Genomic DNA, 12,233 nt, shown 5'->3' on the forward strand with positions numbered 1-12,233 from the left:
GAGTACTACCTCCACTACCCCGACTTCGCCTCTTCCTTTTTCAAAGGCATCGCCATCGCCGTGATCATGCTGTTCGTATTCGTAGCCATACTCACCGGCTCGCTGCTCTTCCTGATCGGCCCCGTGGCCATGGCATTCATCGCAGCCATCAAGCTACTCAACTGGGAAAACCCCATCCACCGCGAACAAAGCCTGCCATGGGGCGAGTACAACTTCGTCACTGTCGACCGCAAACGCTTGATGATCGTCACTCACCGCACCGACATCACGCTTGGCTTCGAGGCCCGCTTCCAGCACGAGGTGCTGTTCAATAAATACCTCGCGTTTCTCCGTGGCGCGCTCCCTCCAACGGCCGAGTTCACTGAAAGGGCCTGGAAGTGGTAGCCCTCATTACCGGTCTCAATAAGCACTCCCCGTAGGCCGCACCACAATCTCGCTCACATCCACCCCATCCGGCTGCTCGATCGCGTAAACAAGCGCCCTTGCAATGGCGTCCGGCTCCAACGCAACCTTTCGAAACGCTTTCATAGCGTCCCGCGCAGTCTCGTCGGAGATCGAGTCGGCCAGTTCTGATTCGACCACGCCGGGGCAGACGACGGTGACGCGGATTTTGTCGGTTTCCTGCCGAAGGCCATCGGAGATGGCGCGAACAGCGAATTTGGTGGCGCAGTACACTGCGGCGGTCGGGGAAACGGCGAGGCCGCCGATGGACGAGATGTTGATGATCTGGCCGTGCCCTTGCGCTTGCATGCTCGGCAGCACGGCGGCGATGCCGTGCAGTACGCCGCGCACGTTGACGTCGAGCATCTGGTTCCACTCTGCGATGTTCAGCGCGGCGAGCGGCGACAGGGGCATGACGCCGGCGTTGTTGATGATCACGTCGATCTTGCCGAACGCGTGTTTGGCGAAGTCGGCAAAGGCTTGCATGTCGAGCGCATCGGTCACGTCCAGCGCGCGGAAGCGTGCCGAGCCGCCCTGCGCTTCGATGTCTGCCGCCAGCGTCTGCAGACGCTCGATGCGCCGAGCGCCCAGCACCACGTGTGCGCCCTTGGCGGCGATGAGTCGGGCGGCAGCTTCGCCAATGCCGCTGCTGGCACCTGTGATCAGTACAACCTTGCCTTGAATGTTCGACATGACTGGCTTTCCTCGTGAAGTCATCGGTGGCTCAGCTTCAGCGCGCGGCTCAAACTGATTGCGATGGCCATGCTACGAGTCGCTCATCACTGCGCGCATGCCGATACCTGCGCGACACTTGCCTATTCCTGTCTGTGGGTCTGCCGCACGCTGAATCGCTGCACAATGGCCGCTATGATGGAGTTCGATGCAAAGGAAAGGCATACAGCAACACTGATTTGGGACGGGGTTCTTCATGGATACACCTAATGCTGCGAGCGCTCCGGGCACCGATGTTTGCCGGGCTGAAATCATCCAGTTACTGACGCAGCGCTTTGCGGCACCCGGTGTTTATGAAACCGCTATTGCGCCGCTGCACGTTATCCGCTGCGATGCGCCGTCCGAGCTGATTCATGCGCTGCATCGGCCAGCCCTTTGCGTGATCGTTCAAGGTCGCAAGCAGGTTGAGCTGGGCGATGAACAGTATGTGTACGACCCGCTCAGCTATCTGGTCGTCGCGGTGACTGTGCCGGTCGCCGGGCGCGTGCTGGAAGCGAGTGGCGAGGCGCCCTATCTGTGCATTCGTCTGGATTTCGAGCCTGCGCACATTGCCCAGCTCATTGCGGAAGCGCCATTGAACGGTGTTCCGGACGAGCCGCAGCGGGGCCTGTTTCTTGAGCCGATGGACCAGCCATTGCTTGAGACGGTGTTGCGGCTGGTGCGCCTGCTCGACACGCCTCGCGACATCGGCATGCTCGCGCCCCTTGCACTTCGGGAGCTCTACTACCGGCTGCTGCGCGGCAACAATGGGCGGCGACTCTACGAAATCGCGGTCGGGGATTCGCAGACGCATCGCGTTACGCGGGCGGTCGACTGGCTGAACAGTCATTACACCGAGCCGCTGCGCATCGACGAACTGGCACGTCTGGCCAACCTGGGCAATTCGACGCTGCACCACCGATTCAAGGCGCTGACCGCCATGAGCCCGTTGCAGTATCAGAAAAAGCTGCGCCTGCAAGAAGCTCGACGGCTGATCATCAATGAAGGTCTGGACGCCTCCAGCGCCTGCTATCGCGTCGGCTATGAAAGCCCTTCGCAGTTCAGCAGGGAGTACAGCCGCCAGTTTGGCTGCCCGCCCTCGACAGATCTCAGCCGAGTGCGGCAGATTGGCTGACCTCCCGGTCTGATATCAGCGTCCGGGCGCGGCCAACCGCGCATATTGGTCCTGACTGATCCACCCGGTGAACGAGCGATCATCGGCATTGATGAACTCGACCTGAGCCGCGCCATCCTTGAATGCCAGAACCCCGACAACATCATCCTTGACGATATAGGCGCCTCGGGTGGCTTTGGCATTCGGTGTTTTTTGCAGCCAGGCCTTGTCCGCCGTGACGGTCACCAGACCGACCCACTGCTTGCTGGCGGTCCGGGTCAGATCCATGCCGGTGGCGATGTCCGGCGCCATCACGTTCATGCAGCCGGGGTGCTGCCGGCCTTGCTCGATCGTCAGCACCACGCCATCAGCCGAGGCCTTTAGTGTTCCTGGGTAGACGTCATCCAGCCAGGACGACACCGCTGCGCCCTTCCCGGCCTCGACCTGGCCTTGCAGATAGAACGCACAGCTGAATGCCTCGCCGCGCGTCTCCGAGTAATAACCCTCGACCTGATGCTCGGGCGTCACGGCCAGCATCAACTGCTCGTACTTGCCGGAATGCAGTGCCGTGTCCTGAGCGAAAGCCGAAGTGCCGACAAACAACCACAGGGTTGCGGCCAGGGAGCAGTGAGTAAGGGGACGTTTGTCAGTCATGCTTCCATCCATAGAACGTTCGAATAGCCGGGAGGAATGGCCAGTCCATGACTGGCGCGCCGAGACGTTAGCGTATTTCGGCGCGCAACTGTATCACTGAAATCCGGGGCGATTCATGGCTGCGACGCGAAGGCCAGTACACGTTTGAGCATCTCGTCACAGGCGTCAAGTTGCGCGACGCTGATGAACTCGTCCGGCTTGTGCCCCTGTTCCATGCTGCCCGGCCCGCAGACCACAGCCGGAATGCCTGACTGATCGAACAATCCACCTTCGGTTCCGAACGCCACCGTGCCGAAAGTCCGGGAGCCACAGAATCCGGCAATCAATTCCGCCGCCTGGCTGTGCAGGGGAATATCCAGCCCCGGATAGCTCGACAGTTCAGTGAAGCGAATCTCGCTCCGGGCACTGACCGCCTGCATGACCGGCAACAGTTTTTGCTCGGCGTAGGCGTGCATCGCAGCGACGATCTGCTGCGGATCCAGGGTCGGGAGCGCACGCACTTCGAAATCGAAACGGCACTGCTCGGGCACGATGTTCAAGGCCGTGCCGCCGCTGATCACGCCAGTCTGAATGGTCGAAAACGGCGGATCGAAACGCTCGTCAAGGGCATCAGTTGCCCTTAACGCCTCGCCCAGGCGACCCAGTTCACCGATCAACTGCGCCGCATACTCAATGGCGTTGACGCCGCTGGGCGCGTGGGCCGAATGGCAGGCGGCACCCTGTACATCGCAGCGCACCGCGACCTTGCCCTTGTGGCCGAGCACCGGCTGCAACTCCGTCGGCTCGCCGATCACACACAGCATCGGCTTCACCGGCCGCGCCCGCAGCGATGCCAATAACGAGCGTACGCCCAGGCAACCCACCTCCTCGTCGTAGGACAGCGCGATATGCACCGGCATGTGCAGCGATGCCTGGGTCAGCGCCGGGACCAGCGCCAGCACGCAGGCAATGTAGCCTTTCATGTCCGCAGTGCCACGGCCGTAGAGTTTGCCATCCGCTTCGCTCAGTTCGAACGGCGGGAACGTCCATGGCTGGCCGTCGACCGGCACCACGTCGGTGTGACCGGACAACACGATGCCTGGCACGTCAGCCGGGCCGATGGTGGCGAACAGATTGGCCTTGGTTTTCTGCGCGTTGTAGATCAACTCGCAGGAGACGCCGAAGCGTTCAAGGTATTCACCCACAAAGTCGATCAGGGCCAGATTCGATTCGCGACTGGTGGTGTCGAAGGCCACCAGCCGCGCCAACAGCTCGCGGCTGGAGCTCATCGCTCGTCTCCGGGCACGCCGTAGCCTGGTGCGCCAGCCGGGTTCAGGGCGCGGTCGAGGTAATCCTGCATCTGTGGCTGATAGGCCTGCCAAAGACTTTTCAGCTCGCCTAGCGGGTCGTGCTCGGCCCAGTCGACGCGCAGATCGACGATGGGCCAGGACTGCTCGCCCACGACTTTCAGCGCCGCCGAATGGACCGGCCCCGCTTCGCCGCCTGCTGCCAGACCGGCCTGCATCGCCTGTAACAAGCGCTCTGCCAGGTGCCCGGTTGCCTGCTCGAAACACTGAATCATCGCGTCGATGACCGTCGGGCTCGACAGCATGTTGCCAGCCACCACGCATTGATCGCCGCTGCCCGCGTTGTTGATGCCCAGTGTTTCGCTGCCGCTGAAATGCGCGACTCGCCCCTGATGATCAATCGCCGTGATCTGCCGATACTCGCTGAACGGGCTGACGTTCATGACCTGGTCCAGCGCCTGAGAGGCAGACATGCCCTGCTCCATCAGGTCCAGCGTCTGCGGTCCCAGGGCCGGCAGTGTGATGTTCTGCGACGACACCGCGCCGACACCCGCACGCAGCCAGGGGCAACGTGCGCCTACGGCAATGCTCGATGAGCTGATGGCAATGCCCAGCTGGCCGGTTTTGGCACAGCGGGCGGCAATGGAAAAAGTCATGGGCAACAGTCCTTATTCAGGGATCACGGCGATCACGTCGATTTCCATCAGCCATTGCGGCTGCCCCAGCGCCGACACCACCAGCCCGGTGGAAATCGGGAACACGCCTTTCAGCCACTTGCCCACTTCGTGATAGACCGGCTCGCGGTAGCGCGGGTCGGTGATGTAAGTGGTGGTCTTGACGATGTGCGACAGGTCACTGCCCGCCTCTTCGAGCAATTGCTTGACGTTTTTCATCGCCTGCTGCGCCTGTGCAGCCGGGTCACCCAGGCCGACCAGATTGCCGTCGAAATCGGTGCCGACCTGGCCCCTGACGTACACGGTATTGCCCGCGCGCACCGCCTGACACAGGTCGTTGTTGAGGCTTTGATTGGGGTAGGTGTCCTTGGTGTTGAACATGCGGATACGAGTATGAGTCGGCGTAGTCATGGGTAACTCCTGTGGGCATTGAGCGCGATGATCAACCGCTGACGTTGCGCAACGGCACGACGGGAGTCGCACGTTTGCCGGCGTCATAGGAACGGTATTTGTGCTGCGTGGCGATCTGATCGGCGACGTGTTTGGCGTCGTGCCATACGCCCCAGATAAACGCGGAGCCGCGGCGTGACAGCCATGGCAGGCCGACGAAGTACAGGCCTTGCTCGCAGGACACGCCACGCTGGTGACGAGGTTTGCCTTTGCTGTCGAAGGCATCGACCTGCAGCCAGCTGTAATCCAGGGCATAACCGGTGGCCCAGATGATCGACGTGACGCCTGACTCGATCAGGTCCAGCTCACTGAGCGGATGGGTGATGCACGGCGCATCCGCCACGCGTTCACGGGCCGACGGCTCCAGCGGCAGGTCCAGGCCGTTGCGTGCGGCGTAAGCATCAGCGGCATCGAGCAGCGAAAGATAATTCGCGTCGCCACTGTCGAGGTTGCTCACCAGATCGTTCTGGAAGTGCACCTTGTTGCCGACGAAGCTTTCGGTCAGGCCTACGAGGTTCATTCCGGCCTGAGCCAGCCGGCGGAAGTCGACCGTGTAGCCGCCCCTTGCACCACTGACCGCAATGGTCACGTGCTCCTTGCCGGGCTGCATGGTTTCGCTGTCCCACAACCCCAGCACACCCATCCACCAGCAGAAATCCCGGCCGCGATAGGCGCGCGGCGGACGGTCGTGAGGGCCGACCGACAAGTACACTTTGCGACCCGAGAGCAGCAGCTCCTCGGCGATCTGCACACCCGAGGAACCAGCGCCGACCACCAGTACGCCGCCCTCAGGCAGTTGTTGCGGATTGAAATAGTGCGCCGAGTGGATCTGATGAAGCGCCTCGTTAACCGGCGCAATCGGCGGGATGACCGGCTTCTGGAACGGCCCTGTCGCCGAGACCAGATGATTGACCACATAGGTGCCGGCACTGGTTTCGACGGTAAAGCCTGCACGCCCGGTGTTGCGGGTAACGCGCTTGACCTCGACGCCGGTCTTGATCGGCGCGTTGAATGTGCGGGCATAGCGCTCGAAGTACTCGGCCACCTGCTCCTTGCCCGCGAACCCGTCCTGATCCATGGCGAATTCAAGGCCGGGAAACCGGTCATGCCAGGCCGGACCGTTGGCCACCAGCGAGTCCCAGCGGCCACTGCGCCATGCCTCGGCAACGCGGTTTTTTTCAAGCACCAGGTGCTCGATGCCAAGACGGCTCAGGTGTTCGCTGGTGGCCACTCCGGCCTGCCCTGCACCTACGACGAGCGTATCGATTTCTATGATTTTTTCTGTCATCTCGGCATCCCTCGACAGGTGATTTACGGCGTGTTGACGTAAGAAAAATGGATGAAACCTCGACGCGCGGGCGCAAAAAGCCCTACGCCATCCGCAGACGCGCATCCAGTCAGTAGCAGGGGCGATCAGTCGACCAAAGAGGGGTCAGCCTGAATCATCAGCAGTTTCATTTCCTCGAAGTGCTGACGAGAGAAATCCGTAATCTTCTGCCAGTCACGGGCGGTCTTCTCGGCGACATCGTCCGCCAGCACCTTGAGCGGCTGGCCGGTGGACCAGGCCGTCACCAGAATCTGGCAGGCGCGCTCCAGGGTCCAGATGTCATCGAAGGCTTCGCCAACGGTCGGCGCGGTCACGATCACGCCGTGGTTGCCCATCAACAAGCGGCTCTTGTCCTCCAGCAAACTGGCCAGTCGAGCGCCCTCGGCGGTCGTGTCGGCCATGCCGCCGTAAAGCTCGTCCACCGCGATGCGGTTGAAGTAGCGCGCAGTGTTCTGATCGATGGGCGGAATATGCGGCTTGGCCAGGCACGCCACGGCTGTGGTGTAGACCGGGTGCAAGTGCAGCACCACGCGCGCATCGGGCAAACGCTGGTGGACCTGGCCGTGAATGGACCATGCCGTCGCATCGACATCGGGGCGATGCGCCGCGTCGGCATCATCGGCGTCGAGCAGCAACAGATCGCTGGCACGTACGCGTGAAAAATGTTTCCACTTCGGGTTGAGCAAAAACTGTTTGCCATCCGCCGAAATGGCCGCGCTGAAGTGGTTGGCGACCGCTTCATGCATACCCAGATGGGCGATGATGCGAAACGTCGCGGCCAGGTCTATGCGCGTCTGCTCTTCGAAATTAAGGGCCATGCTAATTGCTCTCCGGTCGAGCGTGCCTGCCGAACCTGCCAGGCACGTCCTTTGGTGGTCAGGGCTTGGGCATCAGGGCGGCGATGTCATCGGCGGTCGGTGCCTGGAACTTGTACTTCTCCAACAGCGCGGCGTATTCCGGGGTCTTGCTGTACTTCTCAAGACCGTCTTCCAGGGCCTTGCGGACCTCATCGTTGCCCTTCTTCACGCCAAAGCCGTTGAGCACCGGGTAGATCAGGGTTTCGGAAGAAATCACCACCCGGCTACCCAGCTTTTCGACCACGCCGCGTGCGACGGCTGCGTCAGTGATCTGCGCTTCGACGGCATGGGCCAGCATGGCCTGAGTGGTCTGTGGGTCGGTGCCGTACTCGCTGATGGCGATCGGTTGCAGGCCATTCTTCACGCAGTAGTCGGTCGAGAGTTTCTGCAGTTGTTGCAGCCATGAAGTGGCCGCCATGGAGCCGATCTTGTGGCCACAGAAGTCCTCTGGCGTCTTGGGCTGATAGTCGCTGCCCTTGACCGACAGAATCGCCTCGCCGCTTTTCAGGTAAGGAATCATGTCGATGACTTTCAGGCGGTCGGCGGTGATGTACATCGACGAGTTGGTGATGTCGAAACGTCCGCCCTGCAGCCCGCCGATCAGATTGGGAAAGCGCGTGTCGATGTTCTCGGCCTTGAGCCCCATGACCTTTGCCAAGCCGTCGAGAAACTCGATGTCGAAACCGGCGGGACGGTTCTTGTCCATGTACTCATAGGGGAAGAACGTCATGTCCGAGCCGGCGATGATCTTGCCGGGCTGCTGGAAGGCCGAAGCGGCAGACGAGGACATGGCAACCACCGCGCCCAGCAAAGCCAGGGCTACGGGACGAACAATCAGAGCTGACAGCTTCATAGGTATTCCTCGGGGAGTCATGGAGATCAGGCAACGGCGGCGTCTTTTCCGGCTTGCTGCACGAAAAATGAAGCACCCTTGGGTTTCTGCGGCAGGCGTATGTGGTTCTCGGTGCTGCGTACCAGACCGCTCTCCTGGCCTGCGACCATCAACCCGGCATGCTCGCTGGGCAAAGGGTTCTCACCGAACGGCAACGCGTCTTCGGCGGCATAGACGCTGATGAACAGCGTGCGTGGAAACTCGGTTTCATTAGGGCTTGAAGCGTGCAGCAGGCGTGTGTGCATGAAGCACACCGAGCCCGACGGCCCATAGCAGGCGACCGGTTGCTGACAATGCTGTTCAACCACCGCATCTTCCACGGCACCGGTGAAACGCTCGTTCTGCCAATGCGACCAGAGCGCCTGCTTATGGCTGCCCGGCGCCACGTTCAGCGGGCCGTTTTCTGGGGTTACATCGCTGATCATCAGCAACGCGGTAACCAGGTCATCGTTGCTGTGCGGTGTGAAGAGAAAGTCCTGATGCCACTTCACCTGAGTCGCGGTGTGCGGCAGCTTGGAGTTGATCTTGCTGTGATGAAAACGGGTGCCGTTGCCGCCGATCAGCTGCGCCGCGATGGCTGCCATGCGTGACTGAAACGCCGCGTGCTGGTAAGCCGGCGAGATCTCCGTAGGCGAAGCCACGCGGCGCAGCGACGGATGATCCGGCCGATGATCGCTTTCGATGTCGAAGCGCGGACGCCCGTCCTGAGTCTGCCCCCAGGCCTGACTCTGACTGCGGCTGTCGTCGACCCACTGGTCGAAGTCCTGTTGCAGCGCTGCCACTTCATCGGCTGCCAGCACGCCCTCCACGACCAGAAAACCCTGCTCATGAAACTGGTCAATCTGCCATTGCTCGATCATGTTCTTCTCCTCTTCAACAAGGCCTCAGGCCAGTGAGACATCTTTAAGAAAGGCTTCAACGCGGGGGTGCTGGCCGTCGCGTAGCGCCTGGGGTTTGTCATCGCAGATCACGCGTCCCTTCTCCATAAAGACGATGCGGTCAGAGACCTTGAAAGCGAAGTTCATTTCATGGGTCACGATGACCATCGTGATGCCTTCCTGGGCCAGGGTTTCAATGACCTGCAACACCTCGTTGACCTTCTCCGGGTCGAGCGCCGAGGTGGGCTCGTCGAACAGCATGATTTGCGGGCGCATCATCAGGGCGCGAGCGATGGCGACACGTTGCTGCTGGCCCCCCGACAACTGATGCGGGTATTTCCAGGCGTGCTCCAGCATCCCGACCTTGTTCAGCAACTCGTAGGCCTGCTGCTTGAGTTCGGGTACCGGCGCCAGGCGGTGATAACGCGGGGCCAGCAGCAGGTTGTTGAGCACCGTCAGGTGCGGAAACAGGTTGAAGCTCTGAAACACCATGCCGATGTTCAGCCGGTAGGCGGCGTTCTCCACATAACGCGGCTTTTGCGCGCCCTGGCGAACCAGGTGGATGAACGGCTGGCCGTTGATCTTGATGTCGCCGTTGTCGATCTGCTCAAGACCATTGAGCAGCCGGATCAGCGTGGTTTTGCCCGAGCCTGATGGGCCGATCACCGACACCACCTCGCCGGAGTTGATCTGCAGGCTGACCGCACCGAGCACTTCGATGTCGTTGTACGCCTTGTGCAGTCGGGTCGCTTGCAGTGCCGGCCCTTCGAAGTCGATAACAGGACGAGCGACACCTGCCGATTTGCGACTGGCCAGCTCAAGCATTTCGGTGTCAGGGGTGCGGGTGACCTTGCGTTGCGTCACGTCCAGATGACGCTCCAGGCGCTTGAGCAGGAAATCGAATACGGTCACGACCAGCACGTAATAGAACGCCACGGCCGCCATGGTTTCCATCACCAGAAAGTTCTGCGAATACAGGCGCTGACCGACCATCAGGATCTCGGTCAGCGAGATCACTGAAACCAGTGAACTGAGTTTGACGATAGAGATGTATTCGTTGGTCAGCGACGGCAGCGCCACACGCAACGCCTGCGGTATCACGATCCGCCATTGCGTACCCACGAAGCGCAGGCCCAGTGCCCGGGCAGCTTCGGTCTGGCCCTTGGCGATGGACAGCAGGCCGCCGCGATGAATTTCCGCGACGTAGGCCGTTTCGCACATCACCATGGCAATCAGGCCGGCCCAGAACGGATTGGCCAGCACCGCCGAGGTAGCGGGCACTGCCTGTGGCAAGTTGTAGACAAAGATCAGCAGTACCAGTAACGGCAAACTGCGAAATAACCAGATATAGGCTTTGGCCGGCAAGTTGATCAGCGGCAAAGATGATTGTTTGGCCAGCGCAAGAACAAAACCCAGCACAATACTGATGACCCAGGTCAATACACTGAGTTGAATGACCGTCCAGGTGGCCATCCAGAACTCCGTATCGCTGAACAGGCCAAACATGTATTTCCAATCAAACGTCATTGTCGGCTCGCTCGGCAAATTGAATAGTGATGGGCGACGTCCTGTTGAAGTTGAAACGGGACGCTGTCCGTTTGCCCTTCTGAAGCCATCATGATTGATGCCAGGTCCGGCAGCCAAATAGTAAGTTTTGGCCCGCAGCATAGGAAAATCCTAAGCAGATAGGCCTGTATTCATCTTCAGGGCAGCAGCGCGTTAAAAAGGCTTAGTGATGCTTTAGTGTCACACCGAGTGGACTGCACACTTTTAGGGCGATTGAATAAAGACACCGCGATAATCGCTCGTAATAGGTGCGCCGCCTGCATTTGCGGGCTTGTCTGGCAAGCGTCTATTATTTAAGCGTGCTGCTGAATGACCATAGCCAGCGGCGCGCTCGACTAATCCCGCAAGACGCGAGCGCCTGGCACGCTCCTCGCTAAGCATAGGTAAAAGCTATTCAAGTGCAGCCGTCCGGCGTCTGCTTATTACGAGGTACCCCATGGCTCACTTCACCTTGAAACAGCTCAAGTATTTCGTGACAGCCGTCGAAATGGACAGCATTGCCGAGGCCTCGCGGCAGCTGCATATTTCACAGCCGTCTATTTCCGTTGCTATCAAGAACCTCGAAGAAGCCTTCAATCAGCCGCTGTTTGTGCGCCATCATGCGCAAGGTGTTTCGCTAACTTCCGGTGGCGGAAAAGTGTATGAGAAAGCCAAAGAGTTGCTGCGACTTTCCGAAGAGCTGGAACAAAACTCAAGAGCTGAAAACAAACACGTCTCCGGCACTATCGCCATTGGCTGCTTTGAGTCGGCCGCGCCACTTTACATGCCCAGGCTGGTGGCCGGTTTCAAGCGTTTATACCCGGACGTCACCATTCAGCTCTACGACGGCGAGCAACATGAACTGATGCACGGGCTGCACCGTGGGCGCTTCGATCTGGCGTTTCTGTACGACCTGGAACTGGGAACCACGATCAACAAGGAGGAATTGAATGCACCGCACAAGCCCTATGCGCTGCTGCCGGCAGCGCACCCTCTGGCCAGGAAAAAAACCGTGACCTTGCTGGAGCTGAGCCGCGAGCCGATGATCCTGCTCGACGCCGTGCCCAGCAGGACCTATTTCATCGATATCTTCACGGAAAAGGGTTATGCGCCGGTGGTCGCGTACAGCTCACCATCGATCGAAATGGTGCGCTGCATGGTCGGCCAGGGCCTGGGGTTTTCGGTACTGGTCACGCGCCCCAGAACCAATATGACCTACGACGGCGAGCTGCTGGCACAGCTCGATATCGAAGACGACATGCCCGCCTCCACCCTGGTCATGGCCTACCTGCGCAACAACCAGCCAACCCGCGCGACGCGACTGTTCATGGACTATTGCCGGACTATCGAGCTGGCACCGCCTGCAGCCTGAAGGGCCGCAGCAAGCTCGCGTACGGGCTTCGA

Annotated in this window: 13 protein-coding genes; 3 read left to right on the forward strand and 10 right to left on the reverse strand. The window is 60.4% G+C overall.

The genetic code is table 11. The annotated features are described in order from the left end of the window. Nucleotides 1-384, forward strand: a 384-nt coding sequence (locus P406_RS14755; protein WP_046236590.1) for a hypothetical protein, incomplete at its 5' end; no start/stop codon positions are given. 15 nt (nucleotides 385-399) lie between these two features. Here the strand turns inward: P406_RS14755 and P406_RS14760 are convergent. Next, entirely contained in the window at nucleotides 400-1,134 is a 735-nt protein-coding gene (locus P406_RS14760) for an SDR family oxidoreductase (protein ID WP_003408355.1), read from the reverse strand. Nucleotides 1,135-1,369: 235 nt separating this feature from the next. Between P406_RS14760 and P406_RS14765 the strand changes: the two genes are divergently transcribed. Beyond that, on the forward strand, nucleotides 1,370-2,287 hold the full coding sequence (locus P406_RS14765) for an AraC family transcriptional regulator (RefSeq protein WP_046236591.1): 918 nt from the start codon (nucleotides 1,370-1,372) through the stop codon (nucleotides 2,285-2,287). 15 nt (nucleotides 2,288-2,302) lie between these two features. On the opposite strand, the gene P406_RS14770 is transcribed toward P406_RS14765, so the two are convergent. The 9 genes from P406_RS14770 to P406_RS14810 all read right to left on the reverse strand — a co-directional run bounded on the left by P406_RS14770 (nucleotide 2,303) and on the right by P406_RS14810 (nucleotide 10,811). Continuing rightward, nucleotides 2,303-2,920, reverse strand: coding sequence for a hypothetical protein (locus tag P406_RS14770; protein WP_046236592.1), 618 nt, complete (start codon nucleotides 2,918-2,920; stop codon nucleotides 2,303-2,305). Nucleotides 2,921-3,033: 113 nt separating this feature from the next. Then, the gene (argE, locus tag P406_RS14775; RefSeq protein ID WP_046236593.1) at nucleotides 3,034-4,188 is read right to left on the reverse strand and encodes an acetylornithine deacetylase; all 1,155 of its coding nucleotides are present in this window, start codon (nucleotides 4,186-4,188) and stop codon (nucleotides 3,034-3,036) included. Then, on the reverse strand, nucleotides 4,185-4,862 hold the full coding sequence (locus P406_RS14780) for a DUF1028 domain-containing protein (RefSeq protein ID WP_046236594.1): 678 nt from the start codon (nucleotides 4,860-4,862) through the stop codon (nucleotides 4,185-4,187). The genes argE and P406_RS14780 overlap by 4 nt, the downstream gene beginning before the upstream one ends. Before the next feature lie 12 nt (nucleotides 4,863-4,874). After that, a complete protein-coding gene (locus P406_RS14785; RefSeq protein WP_003408344.1) occupies nucleotides 4,875-5,291 on the reverse strand; it encodes a RidA family protein in 417 nt (138 codons plus the stop codon). A 31-nt stretch (nucleotides 5,292-5,322) separates the two neighbouring features. Continuing rightward, the gene (locus tag P406_RS14790; RefSeq protein WP_046236595.1) at nucleotides 5,323-6,618 is read right to left on the reverse strand and encodes a flavin-containing monooxygenase; all 1,296 of its coding nucleotides are present in this window, start codon (nucleotides 6,616-6,618) and stop codon (nucleotides 5,323-5,325) included. 125 nt (nucleotides 6,619-6,743) lie between these two features. Then, nucleotides 6,744-7,475, reverse strand: a complete 732-nt coding sequence (locus P406_RS14795; protein WP_046236596.1) for a class II aldolase and adducin N-terminal domain-containing protein — start codon at nucleotides 7,473-7,475, stop codon at nucleotides 6,744-6,746. Nucleotides 7,476-7,533: 58 nt separating this feature from the next. After that, nucleotides 7,534-8,367 carry a transporter substrate-binding domain-containing protein gene (locus P406_RS14800; RefSeq protein WP_003367532.1) on the reverse strand — a complete coding sequence of 278 codons (834 nt, stop codon included), beginning with the start codon at nucleotides 8,365-8,367 and terminating at the stop codon, nucleotides 7,534-7,536. 26 nt (nucleotides 8,368-8,393) lie between these two features. Next, the gene (locus tag P406_RS14805) at nucleotides 8,394-9,266 is read right to left on the reverse strand and encodes a phytanoyl-CoA dioxygenase family protein (protein WP_003434995.1); all 873 of its coding nucleotides are present in this window, start codon (nucleotides 9,264-9,266) and stop codon (nucleotides 8,394-8,396) included. Between the two features lie 24 nt (nucleotides 9,267-9,290). Beyond that, entirely contained in the window at nucleotides 9,291-10,811 is a 1,521-nt protein-coding gene (locus P406_RS14810) for an amino acid ABC transporter permease/ATP-binding protein (RefSeq protein ID WP_046236597.1), read from the reverse strand. A gap of 475 nt (nucleotides 10,812-11,286) precedes the next feature. Between P406_RS14810 and P406_RS14815 the strand changes: the two genes are divergently transcribed. Beyond that, complete coding sequence (locus P406_RS14815) at nucleotides 11,287-12,201, forward strand: LysR family transcriptional regulator (RefSeq protein WP_003408332.1); 915 nt, start codon at nucleotides 11,287-11,289, stop codon at nucleotides 12,199-12,201. The last annotated feature ends 32 nt before the right edge of the window (nucleotides 12,202-12,233 follow it).

This window comes from Pseudomonas syringae pv. coryli str. NCPPB 4273, from assembly GCF_000972175.1.
In the GTDB taxonomy this organism is placed as follows: Bacteria; Pseudomonadota; Gammaproteobacteria; order Pseudomonadales; family Pseudomonadaceae; genus Aquipseudomonas; species Aquipseudomonas syringae.